At 56.7% G+C, this 21141-nt stretch carries 18 protein-coding genes; 11 read left to right on the forward strand and 7 right to left on the reverse strand.

Going from position 1 to position 21141, the window contains the following annotated elements; translation table 11 throughout:
• The 4 genes from ACOKCT_RS11850 (at position 1) to tldD (ending at position 7425) form a co-directional block, all read left to right on the forward strand.
• Complete coding sequence (locus tag ACOKCT_RS11850) at positions 1-594, forward strand: Maf family protein (RefSeq protein ID WP_103177229.1); 594 nt, start codon at positions 1-3, stop codon at positions 592-594.
• Positions 584-2053, forward strand: coding sequence for a ribonuclease G (gene rng, locus ACOKCT_RS11855; protein ID WP_103177228.1), 1470 nt, complete (start codon positions 584-586; stop codon positions 2051-2053). The genes ACOKCT_RS11850 and rng overlap by 11 nt, the downstream gene beginning before the upstream one ends.
• A 42-nt stretch (positions 2054-2095) precedes the next feature.
• The gene (yhdP, locus tag ACOKCT_RS11860) at positions 2096-5893 is read left to right on the forward strand and encodes an AsmA2 domain-containing protein YhdP (protein WP_159339876.1); all 3798 of its coding nucleotides are present in this window, start codon (positions 2096-2098) and stop codon (positions 5891-5893) included.
• An 86-nt stretch (positions 5894-5979) separates the two neighbouring features.
• Positions 5980-7425: a metalloprotease TldD gene (gene tldD, locus ACOKCT_RS11865; RefSeq protein WP_156655286.1), complete on the forward strand. Its 1446-nt coding sequence runs from the start codon at positions 5980-5982 to the stop codon at positions 7423-7425.
• Between the two features lie 34 nt (positions 7426-7459).
• Here the strand turns inward: tldD and aaeR are convergent, their stop codons facing one another.
• Positions 7460-8383, reverse strand: a complete 924-nt coding sequence (gene aaeR, locus ACOKCT_RS11870; RefSeq protein ID WP_103177225.1) for an HTH-type transcriptional activator AaeR — start codon at positions 8381-8383, stop codon at positions 7460-7462.
• A 177-nt stretch (positions 8384-8560) separates the two neighbouring features.
• On the opposite strand from aaeR, the gene aaeX reads away from it, so the two are divergent.
• The 5 genes from aaeX (at position 8561) to ACOKCT_RS11895 (ending at position 13533) form a co-directional block, all read left to right on the forward strand.
• Positions 8561-8764, forward strand: coding sequence for a p-hydroxybenzoic acid efflux pump operon protein AaeX (gene aaeX, locus ACOKCT_RS11875; protein ID WP_032614553.1), 204 nt, complete (start codon positions 8561-8563; stop codon positions 8762-8764).
• Positions 8765-8771: 7 nt separating this feature from the next.
• The gene (gene aaeA, locus ACOKCT_RS11880) at positions 8772-9704 is read left to right on the forward strand and encodes a p-hydroxybenzoic acid efflux pump subunit AaeA (protein ID WP_103180995.1); all 933 of its coding nucleotides are present in this window, start codon (positions 8772-8774) and stop codon (positions 9702-9704) included.
• Positions 9705-9709: 5 nt separating this feature from the next.
• On the forward strand, positions 9710-11677 hold the full coding sequence (aaeB, locus tag ACOKCT_RS11885; RefSeq protein ID WP_263950221.1) for a p-hydroxybenzoic acid efflux pump subunit AaeB: 1968 nt from the start codon (positions 9710-9712) through the stop codon (positions 11675-11677).
• 87 nt (positions 11678-11764) lie between these two features.
• Positions 11765-13219, forward strand: a complete 1455-nt coding sequence (locus tag ACOKCT_RS11890; protein ID WP_103177223.1) for an NAD-dependent succinate-semialdehyde dehydrogenase — start codon at positions 11765-11767, stop codon at positions 13217-13219.
• Between the two features lie 44 nt (positions 13220-13263).
• Positions 13264-13533 carry a barstar family protein gene (locus tag ACOKCT_RS11895; RefSeq protein WP_103177222.1) on the forward strand — a complete coding sequence of 90 codons (270 nt, stop codon included), beginning with the start codon at positions 13264-13266 and terminating at the stop codon, positions 13531-13533.
• Between the two features lie 61 nt (positions 13534-13594).
• Here ACOKCT_RS11895 and yhcN (ACOKCT_RS11900) read toward each other — a convergent pair whose 3' ends face one another.
• From yhcN (ACOKCT_RS11900) to argR, 3 genes are all read right to left on the reverse strand, one after another.
• Positions 13595-13858 (reverse strand): peroxide/acid stress response protein YhcN, encoded by a 264-nt coding sequence (gene yhcN, locus ACOKCT_RS11900; protein WP_103177221.1) that lies wholly within the window; start codon positions 13856-13858, stop codon positions 13595-13597.
• A 112-nt stretch (positions 13859-13970) separates the two neighbouring features.
• Positions 13971-14234, reverse strand: coding sequence for a peroxide/acid stress response protein YhcN (yhcN, locus tag ACOKCT_RS11905; RefSeq protein ID WP_103177220.1), 264 nt, complete (start codon positions 14232-14234; stop codon positions 13971-13973).
• 378 nt (positions 14235-14612) lie between these two features.
• Positions 14613-15083, reverse strand: coding sequence for a transcriptional regulator ArgR (gene argR, locus ACOKCT_RS11910; RefSeq protein WP_103177219.1), 471 nt, complete (start codon positions 15081-15083; stop codon positions 14613-14615).
• A 404-nt stretch (positions 15084-15487) separates the two neighbouring features.
• On the opposite strand from argR, the gene mdh reads away from it, so the two are divergent.
• Positions 15488-16426 carry a malate dehydrogenase gene (gene mdh / locus ACOKCT_RS11915; protein WP_103177218.1) on the forward strand — a complete coding sequence of 313 codons (939 nt, stop codon included), beginning with the start codon at positions 15488-15490 and terminating at the stop codon, positions 16424-16426.
• 68 nt (positions 16427-16494) lie between these two features.
• Here mdh and degS read toward each other — a convergent pair whose 3' ends face one another.
• The 3 genes from degS to zapG all read right to left on the reverse strand — a co-directional run bounded on the left by degS (position 16495) and on the right by zapG (position 19587).
• Positions 16495-17562, reverse strand: a complete 1068-nt coding sequence (gene degS, locus ACOKCT_RS11920) for an outer membrane-stress sensor serine endopeptidase DegS (protein WP_103180994.1) — start codon at positions 17560-17562, stop codon at positions 16495-16497.
• 88 nt (positions 17563-17650) lie between these two features.
• Positions 17651-19018, reverse strand: a complete 1368-nt coding sequence (degQ, locus tag ACOKCT_RS11925) for a serine endoprotease DegQ (RefSeq protein WP_103177217.1) — start codon at positions 19016-19018, stop codon at positions 17651-17653.
• A gap of 170 nt (positions 19019-19188) precedes the next feature.
• Complete coding sequence (gene zapG, locus ACOKCT_RS11930; protein ID WP_103177216.1) at positions 19189-19587, reverse strand: Z-ring associated protein ZapG; 399 nt, start codon at positions 19585-19587, stop codon at positions 19189-19191.
• 190 nt (positions 19588-19777) lie between these two features.
• Here zapG and zapE point away from each other — a divergent pair, with 190 nt between their 5' ends.
• Positions 19778-20902, forward strand: coding sequence for a cell division protein ZapE (zapE, locus tag ACOKCT_RS11935; protein ID WP_103177215.1), 1125 nt, complete (start codon positions 19778-19780; stop codon positions 20900-20902).
• Positions 20903-21141: the final 239 nt, after the last annotated feature.

Below are 21141 nucleotides of genomic sequence, written 5' to 3' on the forward strand. Positions count from 1 at the left end.
ATGACGTCTTTATATCTCGCTTCCGGCTCCCCGCGCCGTCAGGAGTTGCTCACGCAGTTGGGTCTCTCTTTTGAACGTATCGTTACCGGCATTGAGGAAAAACGGGCTGAGGGCGAAAGCGCTCAGCAGTATGTCTCTCGCCTGGCGCGGGAGAAAGCGCAGGCTGGCGTGGCGCAGGTGCCGCGCGATTTACCGGTGCTGGGCGCAGATACCATCGTGATCCTTAACGGTGAAGTCCTCGAGAAACCTCACGACGGCGAGCATGCCTTCAGGATGCTGCGCAAATTGTCCGGACAAACGCATCAGGTGATGACCGCCGTCGCGCTGGCTGACCGTCAGCACGTGCTCGACTGTCTGGTTGTCACCGATGTCACGTTCAGAGTACTCACAGATGAGGATATCGCCGGTTATATCACCAGCGGTGAACCTATGGATAAAGCAGGTGCATACGGTATTCAAGGGTTGGGTGGCTGTTTTGTCAGGAAGATCAATGGCAGCTATCACGCCGTAGTCGGCTTACCGCTGGTGGAAACGTATGAGTTGCTGAGCAATTTTAACTCACTGCGTGAGGGAAGGGATAATTATGACGGCTGAATTGTTGGTAAACGTAACGCCATCGGAAACCCGTGTGGCCTATATTGATGGCGGCATTCTTCAGGAAATCCATATTGAGCGCGAAGCGCGACGCGGAATAGTAGGCAATATCTACAAAGGTCGTGTCAGTCGTGTACTACCGGGTATGCAGGCGGCATTTGTAGATATTGGACTCGATAAAGCGGCATTTTTACACGCCTCGGATATCATGCCGCACACCGAATGCGTGGCGGGAGAAGAGCAGAAGCAGTTTACCGTCCGTGATATCTCCGAGCTGGTGCGTCAGGGCCAGGATCTGATGGTGCAGGTGGTGAAAGATCCGCTGGGCACCAAAGGGGCGCGCCTGACCACCGACATTACCTTACCCTCCCGTTATCTGGTCTTTATGCCTGGCGCGTCACACGTTGGCGTCTCCCAGCGTATCGAAAGTGAAAGCGAGCGCGAACGGCTGAAAAAAGTCGTCAGTGCTTACTGCGATGAGCAGGGCGGCTTTATCATTCGCACCGCCGCAGAGGGGATTAGCGAAGAGGATCTGGCCTCGGATGCCGCCTACCTGAAACGCGTCTGGACCAAAGTGATGGAGCGTAAAAAACGCAACCAGACCCGCTGTCAGCTGTACGGTGAACTGGCGCTGGCCCAGCGCGTCCTGCGTGACTTCGCCGATGCCCAGCTCGATCGCATCCGCGTCGACTCCCGTCTGACCTATGATGCGCTGCTCGAATTCACTGCGGAATACATTCCTGAAATGCCGGGCCTGCTGGAGCACTACACCGGCAAACAGCCCATCTTCGATCTCTACGACGTTGAGAACGAAATTCAGCGCGCGCTGGAGCGTAAGGTCGAGCTGAAGTCCGGCGGCTATCTGATTATCGACCAGACCGAAGCGATGACCACCGTGGATATCAACACCGGGGCGTTTGTCGGGCATCGCAATCTGGACGACACCATTTTCAACACCAATATTGAAGCGACGCAGGCCATTGCGCGTCAGCTTCGTCTGCGCAATCTGGGTGGCATCATCATCATCGACTTTATCGATATGAGTAACGAAGACCACCGCCGTCGCGTGCTGCATTCGCTGGAGCAGGCGCTGAGTAAAGATCGCGTGAAAACCAGCATTAACGGCTTTTCCCAGCTTGGGCTGGTAGAAATGACCCGCAAGCGCACCCGTGAAAGCGTGGAGCATGTGCTGTGTAACGAGTGTCCAACCTGCCATGGTCGCGGCACGGTGAAGACGGTAGAGACGGTTTGCTACGAGATCATGCGTGAGATCGTTCGCGTGCATCACGCCTACGACTCCGACCGTTTCCTGGTCTATGCTTCTCCTTCGGTGGCGGAAGCCTTGAAAGGGGAAGAGTCACACGCTCTGGCGGAAGTGGAAATCTTTGTCGGCAAACAGGTAAAAGTACAAATCGAGCCGCTCTATAACCCGGAGCAGTTTGACGTGGTGATGATGTAAAACGCAGCGTGCTGCGAGAAAACGGCTGACAAGGAGAGACGCGTGAGGCGATTGCCGGGGATTTTACTGCTTACAGGGGCAACGCTGATAGTGATTGTCGCGCTGCTGGTAAGCGGGCTGCGTCTCGTATTGCCGCATCTGGACAACTGGCGCCCGCAGCTGCTGGCGAAGATCGAATCCGCGACCGGTGTGCCCGTCGCGGCCAGCCAGCTCAACGCGAGCTGGCAAAACTTTGGCCCGACCCTGGAAGTGCGCGACATCAACGCGCAGCTGAAGGATGGCGGCCACGTTAAGATTAAGCGTGTGACCCTGGCGCTGGATGTCTGGCAAAGCCTGCTGCACCTGCGCTGGCAGTTTCGCGATCTCACCTTCTATCAGCTGCAATTTCTGACCAACACCCCGCTGCGCAGCGACGATCAGGGCGAAGGCTTCGAAGCCAACCGCATCAGCGATCTCTTTCTGCGCCAGTTCGATCATTTCGATCTGCGCGACAGCGAGATAAGCTTTATCACCCTTTCCGGGCAGCGTGCCGAGCTGGCGATCCCCCAGTTAACCTGGCTCAACGGCAAAGAGCGCCATCGCGCCGAAGGCCAGGTCAGCCTCTCCAGCCTGAACGGACAGCACGGCGTGATGCAGGTGCGTATGGATCTGCGTGACGACAATGGCCTGCTGAATAACGGTAAAGTGTGGATGCAGGCCGACGACGTGGACGTCAAACCCTGGCTGGGAGAGTGGCTGCAGCAGGACATGCAGCTCGAAACCGCGCGCTTTAGCATTGAAGGCTGGATGACCCTCACCAACGGCCAGTTCGCCAGCGGCGATCTCTGGCTAAAGCAGGGCGGCGCCACCTGGCCGGGGGAAACGCGTCAGCATCAGCTCTCTGTGGATAATCTCACCGCCCATGTGACCCGTGCCAATGAGGGCTGGCAGTTCGCCATTCCGGATACCCGTATCACCCTGGATGACAAAGCCTGGCCACGCGGGGCCTTGTCGCTGGCCTGGATTCCGGCGCAGGATGTGGGCGGCGTTGACAGTAAACGCAGCGATGAACTGCGCATTCGCGCCAGCAATCTGGAGCTGTCTGGCCTTGAGGGGCTACGGACCCTTGCGGCGAAACTCTCTCCGGCGCTGGGCGAAGTCTGGCAGGCCACCCAGCCGGTGGGGGCGATCAACGCCCTGGCACTGGATATTCCGCTGCAGGCAACAGAAAAAACCCGCTTCAACATTGCCTGGACCGATCTCGCCTGGAAGCAGTGGGAGATGTTGCCGGGCGCCGAGCATTTTAGCGGCACGCTGGAAGGCAGCATGGAAGATGGCCGTCTGGTGGCCCATATGCGTGACGCGAAAATGCCGTATGAAACGGTCTTCCGCGCGCCGCTGGAAATTGAAAAAGGGACCGCCACCCTCCACTGGCTGAAGAACGAGAAAGGTTTCCAGCTCGACGGGCGCGACATCGACGTGAAAGCCAAAGCGGTGCATGCCCGGGGTGATTTCCGCTATCTGCAACCGGCGGGCGATGAGCCCTGGCTGGGGATCCTGGCGGGCATCAGCACCGACGACGGCTCACAGGCCTGGCGCTATTTTCCTGAAAACCTGATGGGTAAAGCGCTGGTGGACTATTTGAGCGGCGCCATTCAGGGCGGGCAGGCGGACAACGCCACCCTGGCGTATGGCGGCAATCCGCATCTCTTCCCCTACAAGCACAACGAAGGGCAGTTCCAGGTGCTGGTGCCGTTACGCAACGCCACCTATGCCTTCCAGCCTGACTGGCCGGCGCTGAAAAACCTCGATATTGAGCTCAACTTTATCAATGACGGCTTGTGGATGAAAACCGATGGCGTGGCGCTGGGCGGCGTGAAGGCCAGCAACCTGACGGCGGTGATCCCCGATTATTCAAAAGAAAAACTGCTGATCGACGCCGATATCAACGGGCCTGGAAAAGCCGTTGGACCCTATTTTGACGAGACGCCGTTAGACGATTCGCTGGGCGCCACGCTCCAGCAGCTCCAGCTGGATGGCGATGTGAATGCTCGCTTACATCTGGATATCCCGCTGGACGGCACCATGACCACCGCAGAAGGCGACGTCAGGTTGAAAAATAACAGCCTGTTCATCAAGCCGCTGAACAGCACGTTGAAAAACCTGACCGGCCAGTTCAGCTTCGTGAATGGCGATCTGAAAAGCGGGCCGCTGACCGCAAACTGGTTCAGCCAGCCGGTGAAGATCGATTTCTCCACCACCGAGGGCGAGAAAGCCTACCAGGTGGCGGTCAATATGGATGCCAGCTGGCAACCTTCGCGGATGGATGTGCTGCCCAAAGTGGTCAGCCAGTCCCTTGAAGGCCGTGTACCGTGGAACGGCAAGGTGGCGATCGATCTGCCTTATCGTGGCACCCCGCATTACAAAGTGGACATCAGCGGCGACCTGAAAAGCGTCAGCAGCGATCTGCCTTCTCCCCTGAACAAGCGCGCAGGCGAGCCGCTGCCGGTGAAGCTAAATGTCGACGGGGATCTCAACAGCTTTACCCTGACCGGCAACGCCAGCGGGACAAATCACTTTAACAGCCGCTGGCTGCTGAACCGTAAGCTGACGCTGGATCGCGCCATCTGGACCACCGACAGCCGCACCCTGCCGCCGCTGCCGGAGCAGGCGGGTATAGAGCTCAACCTGCCGCCGATGGACGGGGCAGAATGGCTGGCGCTTTTCCAGCGCGGGGTGGGGCAAAATGTGGATGAAGCGGCGCAGTTCCCGCAACACATCACGGTGCGCACGCCAGCGCTGACGCTGGGCGGGCAGCAGTGGAATAACCTGAGCATTGTCTCGCAGCCCACCCTCAACGGTTCGAAAATCGATGCCCAGGGACGGGAGATCAACGCCAGCCTGCTGATGCGTGACACCGCGCCGTGGCAGGCGCAGATCCGCTATCTCTATTACAATCCGGCCTCCGTCACCGCCGGGACAAGCAATAACGTCTCGCCGTTATCCAGTACCTCACGAATCGATTTTAGCGGCTGGCCTGACCTACAGCTGCGCTGCGCCGAGTGCTGGCTCTGGGGACAGAAGTATGGCCGAGTTAATGGCGATTTCACCATCAAGGGCGATACCCTGACCCTGGCGGGAGGGTTGATTGATACCGGCTTCGGGCGCCTGACCGCCAACGGCGAATGGGTGAACGGCGTCCGCGAGAAGCGCACCTCTCTGAAGGGGCAAATTAAGGGCAACAAGCTGGATGCCGCCGCTAACTATTTTGGCGTCACGACCCCGATTCGCGGTTCATCGTTTGATGTCGATTACGATCTGCACTGGCGCGACATGCCCTGGAAGCCTGACGAAGCCTCGCTTAACGGCATTCTGAAAACGCGGCTGGGGAGAGGTGAAATCGCCGATCTCAGCACCGGCCATGCAGGGCAACTGTTGCGGTTACTCAGTTTCGACGCCCTGCTGCGCAAGCTGCGCTTTGACTTCAACGATACCTTTAATGAAGGCTTCTACTTCGACTCGATCCGCAGCACCGCGTGGATCAAAGATGGCGTATTGCACACCGACGATACGCTGGTGGACGGGCTGGAAGCAGATATCGCCATGAAAGGCTCCGTCAATCTGGTGCGTCGTGAGCTGGATATGGAAGCGGTGGTGGCGCCGGAAATTTCCGCCACCGTCGGCGTGGCGGCGGCCTTTGCCGTTAACCCGATTGTGGGCGCGGCGGTGTTTGCCGCCAGTAAAGTGCTGGGGCCGCTGTGGAGCAAAGTCTCCATTCTGCGCTATCACATTACCGGCCCGGTGGATAAACCGCAGATTAATGAAGTGCTGCGTCAGCCTCGCAAAGATGCACAGCAATGATTTGACGCGGGCAATTAATTGCCTCACTCTCAATAGATAAGATCTTAGATACGTCCTGTGGACGGCAACGAACGAGTAGCAAAACGATGAGTCTGAACCTGGTAAGTGAACATCTGCTGGCAGCGAACGGCCTGAGCCATCAGGACCTCTTTTCCATTCTTGGTCAACTGACCGAACGCCGTCTCGACTACGGCGATCTCTACTTTCAGTCGAGCTATCACGAATCCTGGGTTTTAGAAGACAGCATCATTAAAGATGGCTCGTATAACATCGACCAGGGCGTCGGCGTACGTGCCGTTAGCGGTGAGAAAACCGGTTTTGCCTATGCGGACCAGGTTAGCCTGACCGCGCTGGAACAGAGCGCGCAGGCGGCCCGCACCATCGTGCGCGAAAGTGGCGATGGCCGGGTGAAAACCCTGGGTGAAGTGCAGCACTCTGCGCTCTATACCAGCGTCGATCCGCTGCAAAGCATGAGTCGTGAAGAGAAGCTGGATATCCTGCGCCGGGTGGACAAAGTCGCCCGCGCGGAAGACAAGCGCGTACAGGAAGTCTCGGCCAGCCTGAGCGGCGTATATGAGCTGATTCTGGTGGCGGCAACCGACGGCACCCTGGCCGCCGACGTGCGTCCGCTGGTGCGTCTCTCCGTCAGCGTGCTGGTGGAAGAGGATGGCAAACGCGAGCGCGGCTCCAGCGGCGGCGGCGGTCGTTTCGGTTATGAATGGTTCCTCAATCCGGTGGATGGCGAAGTGCGTGCCGACGCCTGGGCGAAAGAGGCGGTGCGCATGGCGCTGGTTAACCTCTCTGCCGTGGCGGCGCCTGCGGGTACGCTGCCGGTAGTGCTGGGTGCAGGCTGGCCTGGTGTACTGCTGCACGAAGCGGTAGGCCACGGTCTGGAAGGCGACTTCAACCGCCGCGGCACCTCTGTGTTCAGCGGTCAGGTAGGGGAGCTGGTAGCCTCGGAACTCTGTACCGTAGTGGATGATGGCACCATGACCGATCGTCGTGGCTCGATCTCCATCGACGATGAAGGCACGCCGGGCCAGTACAACGTGCTGATCGAAAACGGCATCCTGAAAGGCTATATGCAGGACAAGCTGAATGCGCGCCTGATGGGCGTTGCGCCAACCGGCAATGGCCGTCGCGAATCCTACGCGCACCTGCCGATGCCGCGTATGACCAACACCTATATGCTGGCGGGTAAATCCACGCCGCAGGAAATTATCGAATCCGTTGATTACGGGATCTACGCGCCGAACTTCGGCGGTGGCCAGGTGGATATCACCTCCGGTAAATTTGTCTTCTCAACCTCAGAAGCCTATCTGATTGAGAAGGGCAAAGTGACCAAAGCGGTGAAAGGCGCCACCCTGATTGGCTCCGGCATCGAAGCGATGCAGCAGATCTCAATGGTGGGTAACGATCTGAAGCTGGATAACGGCGTCGGTGTCTGCGGTAAAGAGGGGCAGAGCCTGCCGGTAGGCGTCGGTCAGCCAACCCTGAAAGTGGATAACCTGACCGTCGGTGGTACTGCGTAATCTTTTCATCCTGACCCTCTCCCGCGGGAGAGGGTTACTCCTTCCTTCCCCGCATCTCCTGAAACAGCGTCGCCACCTGCACAAAATAGTCCGTCAGATAGTTAATGCACACCTGCACCTTCAGCGGCAGCTTATCCTTTTCGGTATAGACCGCGTAAACCGGGCGTGGATCCGACTGATAGCGCGGGAAGAGGATCTCCAGCTCGCCGCTGTTGATCTCGTTGATCACCCACATCAGCGGCACATAGGCGATCCCGGCTCCAGCCACCAGCCAGCGGGAGATGGTCATCGGATCGTTAGTGACAAAACGCCCCTGCGGCAGCAGCTTTGTTGACAGACCCTCTGGCGCAGTCAGCTCAAATTCATTATCCGGCCGCACGCTGTACTCCAGCCAGGCGTGATTGCTGAGGTCCGCCGGTTTTTCCGGGATACCCGCTCTGGCGAGGTATTTTTTCGCCGCGCACACCACCATCGGCATGCTCCCCAGACGACGCGAAAAGAGGCTCGAATCCTGCAAAGCCCCGACGCGGATCACCACATCCAGGCCATCGGCGATCAGATCCGGAGCGGGAATACCGGTGACCAGATTAACCGTCAGCCCCGGATACTCCTGCAACATCTCAGCGGTCATTTCAGCCAGGACATTTTGTGCCATAGTTGAAGAGCAGCCGATGCGCAGCGTGCCGATGGGGGTGTTATTGAAGGCGTAGAGTTGCTCATGTACCGACTGGGCTTCATACAACATTCGCCGGCAGCCCTGATAATAGATTTTCCCTGCCTCCGTCAGGCCGAGGCTGCGCGTGCTGCGGTTGAGAAGCTTCACCTGGAGGTCATCTTCCAGTTTGGCAACGGTCTGGCTGATAGAAGAGACGCTCATCTGTAGTTGCCTGGCCGCGGCGGTAAAGGAGCCCAGCTCAACGACTTTGGCAAAAACTGACATCCGTTTTAGACGTTCCATTATTCACTCTGGCTTAAAAGTGATTTAGATCACATATGATAGATAACAGCATAACAGTTACGCTAATATATTATTAATACATTATAGCTACGCCACTCTCGCCCGGCTTTTCTGGCCACTTCTGCGGTGGTGTACGCTGAATAATTCTTTCGCCTGCTCGCTCTAATCAAGGTCAACATGAGTCTGTTTCCCGTTATCGTGGTGTTCGGTTTGTCGTTCCCACCGATATTCTTCGAACTGCTTTTATCACTGGCGATTTTTTGGCTGGTGCGAAAGGTGCTGGCTCCAACCGGGATCTATGATTTCGTCTGGCACCCTGCATTGTTTAATTCCGCGCTCTATTGCTGCCTGTTCTATCTGGTATCGCGCCTGTTTGTTTGAGGTTGATGTGAAAACACTAACAAGAAAAATCTCCCGTACCGCCATTACCGTGGCACTGGTCATCCTCGCGTTCATCGCTATTTTTCGCGCGTGGGTCTATTACACTGAGTCACCGTGGACGCGTGATGCGCGTTTTAGCGCTGACATCGTCGCCATCGCCCCCGATGTGGCGGGGCTGATCACCGCCGTCAATGTGCATGACAACCAGCTGGTCAAAAAGGATCAGGTGCTGTTTACCATCGACCAGCCTCGTTACCGGAAAGCGCTGGAACAAGCCGAAGCGGATGTCTCTTACTACGAGGCGTTGGCGGCGGAAAAACGTCGTGAGGCTGGGCGCCGTAATAAGCTGGGGGTGCAGGCGATGTCCCGCGAGGAGATTGACCAGTCCAACAACGTGCTGCAAACCGTACTGCATCAGCTGGCGAAGTCCGAGGCCACACGCGATCTGGCGAAGCTCGATCTCGAGCGCACCGTCATCCGCGCCCCGTCCGATGGCTGGGTAACCAACCTCAACGTCTATACCGGTGAATTTATTACCCGCGGCTCCACCGCCGTGGCACTGGTGAAACAGCACTCCTTCTATGTACTCGCCTATATGGAAGAGACCAAACTGGAAAATGTCCGTCCGGGTTACCGGGCGGAGATCACTCCCCTTGGCAGCAACCAGGTGCTGAAAGGTACTGTCGACAGCATAGCGGCAGGGGTGACTAACGCCAGCGCCACCCGCGACGGCAAAGGGATGGCGACGGTAGATTCCAATCTGGAGTGGGTGCGTCTGGCGCAGCGCGTGCCGGTGCGTATTCGTCTGGATGCACAGCAGGGCGACCTGTGGCCAGCAGGAACGACGGCGACGGTGGTGATCACCGGTGAGAAAGATCGGGATGCACGCCACGACTCGCTGTTCCGCAAAATTGCCCACCGTCTGCGCGAGTTTGGTTAATCGCCATGGGTATCTTTTCCATCGCCAACCAGCACCTGCGCTTCGCGATTAAGCTGGCCTTCGCCATCGTGCTGGCGCTGTTTGTCGGGTTTCATTTTCAGCTGGAAACGCCCCGCTGGGCGGTGCTGACGGCCGCGATTGTCGCCGCCGGCCCGGCGTTTGCCGCAGGCGGTGAGCCTTACTCCGGCGCCATCCGCTATCGCGGGATGCTGCGTATCGTCGGCACCTTTATCGGCTGTATGGCGGCGCTCACCATCGTGATCCTGATGATCCGCACCCCGCTATTGATGCTGATGGTGTGCTGTATCTGGGCCGGTTTTTGTACCTGGATCTCCTCCCTGGTGCGGGTGGAGAACTCCTACGCCTGGGGCCTTTCCGGCTATACGGCGCTGATTATTATCATCACCATTCAGGCCAATCCCCTGCTGGCCCCACAGTTTGCCGTAGAGCGCTGCAGTGAGATCGTGATGGGGATCGTCTGCGCGATCGTGGCGGATCTGCTCTTCTCTCCCCGCTCGATCAAACAGGAGGTGGATCGCGAGCTGGATGCGCTGATCGTTGCCCAGTATCAACTCATGCAGCTGTGCATCGAGCACGGCGACAGTGAAGAGGTCGATAACGCCTGGAGCGCGCTGGTGCGTCGTACCACCGCGCTGGAGGGGATGCGCAGCAACCTCAATATGGAGTCGTCGCGCTGGTCGCGGGCAAACCGCCGCCTGAAGGCACTTAATACCGTCTCCTTAACCCTCATCACCCAGGCCTGTGAAACCTATCTGCTCCAGAACACGCGCCCCGAGGCGATCACCGGGACCTTCCGCGAGCTGTTTGCCACCCCCGTTGCCACTGCTCAGGACGTGCATAAGCAGCTCAAACGCATGCGCCGGGTCATCGCCTGGACCGGCGAACGCGATACCCCGGTCACCATCTATACCTGGGTCGGCGCGGCGACGCGCTACCTGCTGCTCAAACGCGGCGTTATCGGCAACACTAAAATCAGCGCCACCGAAGAGGAGGTACTGCAGGGGGAAGTGGTGGTAAAAGCCGAGTCGGCGGAGCGCCACCATGCGATGGTTAACTTCTGGCGTACCACGCTGGCCTGTATGCTGGGGACGCTTTTCTGGCTCTGGACCGGCTGGACCTCCGGAAGCGGCGCGATGGTGATGATCGCGGTGGTCACCTCGCTGGCGATGCGACTGCCTAATCCCCGGATGGTGGCGCTCGATTTTCTGTACGGCACCCTGGCGGCGTTGCCGATTGGCGCTTTCTATTTCCTGGTGGTCCTCCCGTCAACCCAGCAAAGCATGCTGTTGCTCTGTCTGAGTCTCGCGGTTATGGCCTTCTTTATTGGTATCGAGGTACAGAAGCGACGCCTGGGATCGCTGGGGGCCCTGGCCAGTACCATCAATATTCTGGTCCTGGATAACCCGATGACGTTCCACTTCAGCCAGTTTCTCGACAGCGCGCTGGGACAGATTGTCGGCTGCTTCCTGGCGATGATGGTGATCCTGCTGGTGCGCGATAACTCTCAGGCCCGAACCGGACGCGTGCTGCTGAACCAGTTCGTTTCTGCCGCCGTCTCGGCGATGACCACCAATACCGCCCGACGTAAAGAGAACCATCTGCCTGCGCTCTATCAGCAGCTCTTTTTACTGCTGAACAAGTTCCCGGGCGATCTGGCGAAATTCCGCCTGGCCCTGACGCTGATCATCGCCCACCAGCGTCTGCGCAACGCGCCGATTCCGGTGAATGACGATCTCTCTGCGTTCCACCGCCAGCTGCGCCGTACTGCCGATCATGTGATTTCAGCCTCCAGCGACGATAAGCGCCGACGCTATTTCACGCAGCTGCTGGCGGAGCTGGAAATCTATCAGGAAAAACTGCGTATCTGGGAGGCGCCGCGACAGGTGACCGAACCGGTGCAGCGGCTGGTGGGCATGCTGCATCGATACCAGAATGCCCTGACCGACAGCTAATCCTTCCTAAAACCGACGCCATAAGCGTCGGTTTTTTTGTGACTATACTTATCCTGGCGAGGACATAAACTCAAAATGGGAGGATACATGACTACCCAGTCTCTTCAGGATAGTGCGCTATTTCAGACCGGATATTTAGTCGATGGCGTATGGAAAACGCTCGATACCACATTCGATGTACTTAACCCGTCGACCGGGGCTGTGGTAGCCCAGGTGGCAAAAGCAGGCAAGAAAGAGACCGAAGAGGCCATCGCCGCCGCGAGCCGGGCTTTCCCGGCCTGGCGTGCAAAAACCGCTAAAGAGCGTTCGGCCATCCTCTATCGCTGGTATGAATTAATCATTGAAAACAAGCAGTGGCTTGGCCAGCTGATGACCACCGAGCAGGGCAAACCGCTGAAAGAGGCGGAAGGGGAAGTGGAGTACGCGGCCAGTTTCATCCAGTGGTTTGCCGAGCAGGCCAAACGCGCCAACGGCGAAATCATCCCTCCTGTTAAACCCGGCTCCCGCATTCTTGCCACCCGCGAACCCATTGGCGTGGTGGCGGCTATCACGCCGTGGAACTTCCCGATGGCGATGCTGACCCGCAAGCTGGGCCCGGCGCTGGCGGCAGGCTGTACCGGCGTGATTAAACCGGCTAATAACACGCCGCTGAGCGCCTTTGCGCTGCTCACTCTGGCTAAAAAAGCGGGGGTCCCGGATGGCGTACTCAACGCGGTGGCGGGAAATACCGCTGAGATAAGCGACGCGATCATGTATAGCCCTGAGGTGCGCAAAATCTCCTTTACCGGCTCGACGGCGGTGGGCAAAACCCTGATGCGCAATGCCGCCGAGACCATGAAAAAAGTGTCGATGGAGCTGGGCGGGAATGCGCCTTATATCGTCTTTGACGATGCCGATATCGATGCGGCGGTGAAAGGGGCAATAGCCAATAAATTCCGTAACGCGGGGCAGGTCTGCGTCAGCGTTAACCGCTTCTATATTCAGGAGTCGGTGTATGAGGCGTTTGTCAGCAAACTCGTCGCTGCCGTAAACGACTTAAAAGTGGGTGACGGTCTGGAAGAGGGGACCGTCGTCGGGCCGTTGATTGAACCTGCCGCAGTGAAAAAAGTGCGTGAGCATGTGGAGGATGCCGTCGCCAAAGGGGCGACGGTGCTGGCGGGCGGCAAAGCCCATGCTCTCGGCGGCAACTTCTGGCAACCGACGGTGCTGGCAGACTGCCATGAAGGGATGGCGCTTGCCAGCGAAGAGACCTTCGGACCCGTGGCGGCCTGCTTCCGTTTCACCTCTGAAGAGGAGGTGATCCAGCGCGCCAACAATACACCGTTTGGCCTGGCTGCCTATTTCTATACTCAGAATTTGCAGCGGGTGTTCCGCGTTTCACAGGCCCTTGAGAGCGGGATGATCGGCATAAACGAGTGCGCGGTATCCACGGAGCTTGGGCCTTTTGGCGGGGTGAAAGAGTCGGGGCTGGGCCGCGAAGGGTCAGTGCTGGGGCTGGAGGAGTTCCTGGAAGTCAAAACCCTGCATATCGGGGGATTATAATTGGCAGAGCGGCAGAAGCCGCTCACCTGGACGGGGTGGCTGGCATGAATATCTATACGTTTGATTTTGATGAAATTGACAGTCAGGAGGCGTTCTACCGTGAGTTTTCACGGACCTTCGGTATAGGGCAAGAGAGGGTGACGGATCTGGACTCCCTGTGGGAAATAGTGACCAGCAGCCAGTTGCCGCTACCGCTTGAAATCGAATTCATCCATTTACCGGAAAAGCTGCGCAGACGCTTTGGGGCGCTGATCCTGCTGTTTGATGAGGCGGAAGAGGAGCTGGAGGGGCAGATTCGCTTTAACGTACATTAGTGCAGGATATAAAAAAGCCCCTGCGAAGCAGGGGCAAGTCGTATATCAATACGACGAGGGTTTATTTGTACAGCTCGGCCGTGGCATGCCAGTGATCACCGGTATTCAGCTCAGTAACGCGATAGCTGCTGGCGCCCGCTTTTTCAGCTTTTGCGGCCAGAGCCTGACGGACATCCATCGGCGAGCCGGCCACTTCACTTACGGAGATGCTCCCCATAGATTGCAGGCCTTGCGCCTGGTCGGCGTTTACCTGATGTACAGCAGCGCTGGCACCAAATGAGAGAACGGAAGCGAAACCAGCGGCGATAATTAATTTAGTGTTCATAGTCTTTACTCCTGGAGTGCAGGCTCAACGGCAAGAAGGGTTGTGCTGCTATTTTTATGCCTGGTGCCGTTGAACAGAGATATCGGGTAGTACGGGTAATACTCGGTACGACTTATTTGTACAGCTCAGCAGTTGCATGCCAGTGGTCACCTGTACGCGCTTCGATAACGCGATAGGAAGAGGCACCCTGTTCCTGCGCTTTTTTGTTCAGCATCTGGTTCATGTCCATCGGAGAGGTTCCGATCGCACCGATAGAAACGGTACCGATAGATTCACGAGACTGAGCCTGCTCGGCGTTGATCGCATCAGCAGCAAAGGCGCCGAAAGACAGGACAGAGAGAATGCTTAGTGTGGCTACGGTAGTTTTGATTTTCATGATTCTTTTCCTCGTCATATTCTTTTACTGGGGTCGTCGTTTCGTGACCCTCATCACAAAAACAAGTATACACTAATAACGGCATAAATTAATACCATGCTAATTGTTTCTTGGGTGGTCAAGAATTAAACAAGGGATTTTATATAACGAAAAGAAATAAAAAGCAGGGAGATAAGCGGGGCTTGAGCAGTTATTTCTATTAAAATTAATAAGATATGTAACTTTGATTATTTGTGCGATCTTGTGGTTTATCATTCGCTGTGTAAAAGCAATGAGGCAGAAAAACGCACTATTTGTTAAATTACAGATAACAGATTGTAGGGTGAAACGGGGCGGGAGCAGAAGGTTCCCCGCCGCGAGCGGCGGCAGGGAAGGGGATCAGAGTTCCTGTTCGAACAGTACCAGAATGGCTTCGTAGAGATCTTTCACGGAGAAACCATTGGCCGGGGTCGTGAAGATGGTGTCGTCACCGGCAATAGTGCCGAGGATACCTTCCGCTTTACCCAGCGAGTCGAGCAGGCGCGCAATCAGTTGTGCCGCACCCGGGCTGGTGTGGATCACCACCACAGCTTCGTTATAGTCGATATCCAGTACCAGATTCTTCAGCGGGCTCGAGGTGGTCGGGACGCCCAGTTCGGCTGGCAGACAGTAGACCATCTCCATTTTGGCGTTGCGGGTACGCACCGCGCCGAACTTGGTTAACATGCGGGAGACTTTCGACTGGTTGATGTTTTCAAAACCCTCATCCTGTAGAGCCTGGACAATCTCCCCCTGGGAACTAAATTTTTCTTCTTTAAGCAGCGCTTTAAACGCTTTAACCAATTCTTCTTGTTTAGAAGAGATTCGCATAAATCACCCGAAATATAGCGGTAGAAACAACATTATTATGCACATGGATGAATTTTTATGCAAACTATCTGCCCAATGTTAGGCTGAAATAATGTTATGAAAGGGAGTGATTTTATCAAAATTCGTTATCAAGGAACATGCCTGCGTCACGCCTCGCAAATAAGCTTAAAAGTAAATTAAATGTTATCAAATTGATGTTGTTTTGGTGGCTGGCGAGGGTGTATTGTAACCACCTCTTGATTCGTTGCTTAGTTATCGCATAACGCCCGATAGCTTTCCGGCAGAAGCGAAAAGCGCGTGACCGCTAATTCCTGATACATCACGATTGTATTTATTGATCTGCTGAATTAAGGTCGCCGCGACGGAGTAACAGAAAGTTAGCTCACCATAATAAGGAGTTTAGGATGAAAGTCGCAGTCCTCGGCGCTGCTGGCGGTATCGGCCAGGCGCTTGCCCTACTACTGAAAACTCAGCTGCCTGCAGGCTCAGAACTCTCTCTCTATGATATCGCCCCGGTAACACCTGGTGTGGCGGTAGACCTCAGCCACATCCCGACGGCTGTTAAAATCAAAGGCTTCTCCGGTGAAGATGCTCGCCCGGCGCTCGAAGGCGCAGACGTGGTGCTGATCTCCGCAGGCGTGGCGCGTAAGCCAGGTATGGATCGTTCCGACCTGTTCAACGTGAACGCGGGTATCGTTAAGAACCTGATTCAGCAGGTTGCTACTACCTGCCCGAAAGCCTGCATCGGTATCATCACTAACCCGGTTAACACCACTGTGGCTATCGCGGCAGAAGTGCTGAAAAAAGCGGGCGTGTATGACAAGAACAAACTGTTCGGCGTAACCACGCTGGACATCATCCGCTCCAACACCTTTGTTGCGGAACTGAAAGGCAAACAGCCAACCGAGCTCGAAGTCCCGGTTATCGGCGGCCACTCTGGTGTGACCATTCTGCCACTGCTGTCCCAGATCCCAGGTGTGAGCTTCACCGAGCAGGAAGTGGCTGACCTGACCAAACGTATCCAGAACGCCGGCACCGAAGTGGTGGAAGCGAAGGCGGGTGGCGGCTCTGCAACCCTCTCTATGGGCCAGGCTGCGGCACGTTTCGGCCTCTCTCTGGTCCGCGCCCTGCAAGGTGAGCAAGGCGTGGTGGAATGCGCTTACGTTGAAGGTGACGGCGAGCACGCGCGCTTCTTCTCTCAGCCGCTGCTGCTGGGTAAAAACGGTATCGAAGAGCGTAAGTCTATCGGCACCCTGAGCGCGTTTGAACAGCAGGCGATGGCTGGCATGCTGGAAACCCTGAAGAACGATATCGTTCTGGGCGAAGAGTTCGTTAATAAATAAGCGACGCGCTTCCCGTCAGGGCAATAAAAAACCGGAGTATGAACTCCGGTTTTTTTATGCCTGCCAACTCAGTTGGTGGCCGGGTATTCCTGAATGGTCACCTGCAGGGTCAGTTTCTTATCATCACGCATCACTTCCACCGGGATGATAGAGCCTGGCCTGATCTCCGCCACCTGATCCATGGTTTCCAGCGCCGACACGGCCGGTTTACCGTTCACCGAGACAATCACGTCGTTAACCCTGATACCCGCTTCTGCCGCTGGGCCGCCAGGGGTCACTTCGTTCACTACAATCCCCTGGATCTGATCGATTCCGCCACCCTGAGAATGCAGCGGAGCAATCTCACGCCCGCCAATACCAATGTAGCCGCGGATCACGCGTCCGTCGCGAATCAGCTTATCCATAATCTTGTTAGCGAGCTGGAACGGGATGGCGAAGCCGATCCCTTCGGGCGTTTCCCCGTCGTTGCTTTTATCAAACGAGAGGGTGTTGATGCCCATCAGTTCGCCCAGCGAGTTCACCAGCGCGCCGCCGGAGTTGCCATGGTTGATGGACGCGTCCGTCTGCAGGAAATTCTGCCGTCCGGATGGGTTCAGGCCGATACGCCCGGTTGCGCTGATGATCCCCTGGGTAATGGTCTGTCCGAGGTTATAGGGGTTGCCAATGGCCAGCACCACGTCGCCGATATGGGGCGTCCGCTTACGGTTGATGGGGATAACGGGCAGGCCGCCCGTGGCGTTGATTTTGAGGACTGCCAGATCCGTCAGACTGTCGGAGCCCACGAGCAGTGCCTCAAAGACGCGGCCATCCTGCAGCGCCACGATGATCTGATCGGCATCGTTGATCACATGTTTGTTGGTAATAATGTAGCCGCGTTCATCCATAATCACCCCGGAGCCAAGGGTGCGGATCTCCAGCTGATTATGGCTGGTGCTGTTTAGCCCACGGTTATAGACGTTAACCACCGCAGGGGCGGCGCGGCGTACTGCCTGGTTATAACTGGCAGGCGTTTCATCTGCGCTGTCGAACTGCGGCGCAGCCAGCTGATTGAACTGACGTAAAGAGGGCATCGCGGCCAGTAACAGGCCACCTACTACCAGGCCGATGGCGACCGAACGAATGAGCTTAAAAACCATGATACGGGCGTCGTTAAAGGGAGAACGCAAGCAGCATAACATGACTTATCCGGACATCACACGGGGTGATGTCCGGACAGGTACAGGCTTAGCGCAGCAGAATATAGAGCGTATCGTTACCACGCACGATCTGCAGGGCGATAACGGTAGGTTTGCTCTCCAGCACCTTGCGCATTTCGGCGATAGACTGCACGCGAACGCGGTTCACCCCGATAATCACATCGTCCTGATGAAGCCCAGCCTGCGCGGCAGGACTGCTCTTCTCGACGCTTTCGAGGGTGATGCCTTTGGTGCCGTCTTTTAACTGTCCGTCGCTTAAGGTCGCCCCCTGTAGCGCGGGAGCAATCATCTCTGCGCTGGCCGAAGAAGAGGTGCTTTTATCGAGCGTGACCTGCAGATCCAGCGGCTTCCCGTCACGCAAAATGCCAAGCTTAACCGTCGCACCCGGCTCCGTAGTGGCGATGCGCGAACGCAGTTCGGCAAAGCTGCTTAACGGTTTATCATTCAGGCTGACAATCACGTCCCCGGATTTCACGCCCGCTTTTGCGGAACCGGAATTCGGCAACACTTCGCTGACGAAGGCGCCGCGCTGCACGTTCAGGTTGAACGCTTTGGCGATATCCGCACTCATCTCGGTGCCTTTAATACCCAGCAGGCCACGTTTCACTTCGCCAAATTCAATCAGCTGCTGGGCCAGCGTGCGTGCCATGTTGCTGGGAATGGCAAAGCCAATCCCGACGCTGCCGCCGCCAGGGGCAAGAATGGCGGTGTTAATGCCAATCAGCTCGCCGTTCAGGTTCAGCAGCGCGCCGCCGGAGTTACCCCGGTTAATGGAGGCGTCGGTCTGGATAAAGTTTTCCAGCCCTTCAAGATTCAGCCCACTGCGGCCCAGCGCGGAGATAATGCCGGAGGTGGCGGTCTGGCCGAGGCCGAAGGGGTTACCCACCGCCACCGCGAAATCGCCGACGCGTAGTTTATCGGAGTCAGCAATGGCGATTTGCGTCAGGCCGGTTGGGTTTTGCAACTGCAGCAGGGCGATATCGCTCTGATCGTCACCGCCAATCAGTTTGGCATCAAACTCCCGGCCATCATTCATCTGCACGCTGATTTTATCGGCATGGCTGATGACGTGGTTATTGGTCAGGACATAGCCCTTCGCGGCGTCGATGATGACCCCGGAGCCCAGACCTTCAAAGGGCTGTCCCTGCTGGTCAGGAGCTTCATCGCCAAAATACTTCTTCAACTCTTCCGGAATACGCTGGCTTTGCACCGCGGTGCCTTCGACCTGCACGCTTACGACGGCGGGCAGGACTTTCTCCAGCATTGGCGCCAGGCTCGGCAGGGCGGCCTCGCCGGGAACCTGCGAAGGGAGTGCGGCAGCCAGCGGATACGAGGCCGACAGGGATAAACCGATACTCAATGCTAACGCGCTCAACAGCTGATTTTTTTTGTTCATTTTTGCTGGCTCTCGCAACCTGGAATGAAGGGATAACGGCCCTGAAACAGACTGATGTTATTGAATTTTAAAACGCTGAACAATGAGGTGTTTGACTAAATAATAGCTGGGGTCAGGAAGAAAGGACGGGCGCAAAGGCTGCGCCCGTAAAATTTATTTTCGATCTGCGATTAGTCGCGCTTTGCGCCACCGCGCAGCAGGCCGGAAGCCCCTTCGGAGTAGTCACGTGGCATCTGTACAGGCGCTTGATCGTTACTGGCTTCGGACTCGGCCAGACGGTTACGGAACGGATTGTTTTCCGCGCTCATCTCCGGCAGCAGGCTGCTGGAGCTTTTCGCCATGTGCTGATAAAGCTGACGGTAGTCATGCGCCATGTTGTCCAGCAGCTCGGCGCTCTGAGCAAAGTGGCTGACCAGCTCTTCACGATACTCGTCCAGTTCAGCTTTGTTCTTTTCCAGTTCGTACTGCAACGCCTGTTGCTGACGCAATTTGCGATTACCAAAACGCATGGCCACGGCGCCGATAGCGATGCCGACGACTAAACCAATTAGCGCATATTCCCAGGTCATGAACTTCTCCCGTTGTCTTGTGGTTCCGTAGGGTGTTGGCTCGGCTCCATGCCAGGGCCTGATTATGCCACTATAACCGCTATTTCCTTAGAAGTGGAATCCCGCCGCATCATCGCGTACTGTAGAACGGCCTTTTTTTCGTCAACTGAGCAGTATGACGGGTATTAATTGAAGGAATAACAATAACATTATGCAAAGTCTCTCCCCTACATCGCGTTATCAACAGGCCCTGAGCGAGGGCTCCCACCAGCCAGATGAGGTACAGCGTGAAGCGGTAAGCCGTCTGGACGGCATCTGGCATGAGCTGACGGCCCGGCCAGCCGAAGCTGCGCCTTCCGGTGGGTTAAAAGCCGCATTTGGACGGTTGTTGGGCAAGAAAGCGCCGCAGAGCGTCACGCCAGTGCGCGGCTTATATATGTGGGGGGGCGTCGGGCGCGGCAAAACCTGGCTGATGGATCTTTTTTACCAGAGCCTGCCGGGGACGCGTAAGCAGCGTCTGCACTTTCACCGCTTTATGCTGCGGGTGCATGAAGAGCTGACGGCCCTGCAGGGGCAGAGCGATCCGCTGGATATCATCGCTGAGCGTTTTAAAGCTGAAACCGATGTGCTCTGCTTCGATGAGTTTTTTGTCTCGGATATTACCGACGCCATGCTGCTGGGCGGATTAATGAAAGCGCTCTTTGACCGGGGTATCACCCTGGTGGCGACATCAAACATTCCGCCAGATGAGCTCTACCGTAACGGCCTGCAACGTGCCCGCTTCCTGCCGGCTATCGCGGCGATTAAAGAGCATTGTCACATCATGAATGTGGATGCCGGCATCGACTACCGTCTGCGTACGCTGACCCAGGCCCATCTGTGGATTTCGCCGTTGAATGACGACACGCAACAGCAGATGGACAAGCTGTGGCTGGCGCTTGCCGGCGCGGAGCGGGGTAACGCCCCGGTGCTGGAGGTAAACCATCGTCCCCTGCAAACGCTGGGCGTCGTCAACCAGACCCTCGCCGTGTCGTTTGCCACCCTCTGTGTCGATGCCCGCAGCCAGCATGACTATATTGCGCTCTCGCGCCTGTTCCATACCGTGATGCTGTTTGAGGTGCCGGTGATGACTACGTTGATGGAGAGCGAAGCCCGACGTTTTATCGCGCTGGTGGATGAGTTCTACGAACGCCACGTTAAGCTGGTGGTGAGCGCAGCCGTGCCTTTATATGAGATCTATCAGGGGGAGCGACTGAAGTTTGAGTTCCAGCGCTGCCTGTCACGCCTGCAGGAGATGCAAAGCGAAGAATATCTGAAGCGCCAGCATATGCCGTAAATCTCCTCCGTTAAGCGCGCAAGGCCGGATAAGGCACCACCGCCGCCCGGCTTTTCGGCTCCCCGTAAAAACCCGCTTCAAATCACAATTAAGGGTCGATCTTTACCCCTGACTTCTCTATAATCTTGCGACCCCACGTTACAAGAAGGTTTTTTTCCCAAAACTTTCTCTGCGCCGGCATAGGCTATTCGAAGGGGTAGGTTTGCTGGACAATGTCGTGTGAACCTCAACTACTAAAC

This window comes from Leclercia sp. M-A074-M (assembly GCF_965195605.1).
Taxonomy (GTDB): Bacteria; Pseudomonadota; Gammaproteobacteria; order Enterobacterales; family Enterobacteriaceae; genus Enterobacter.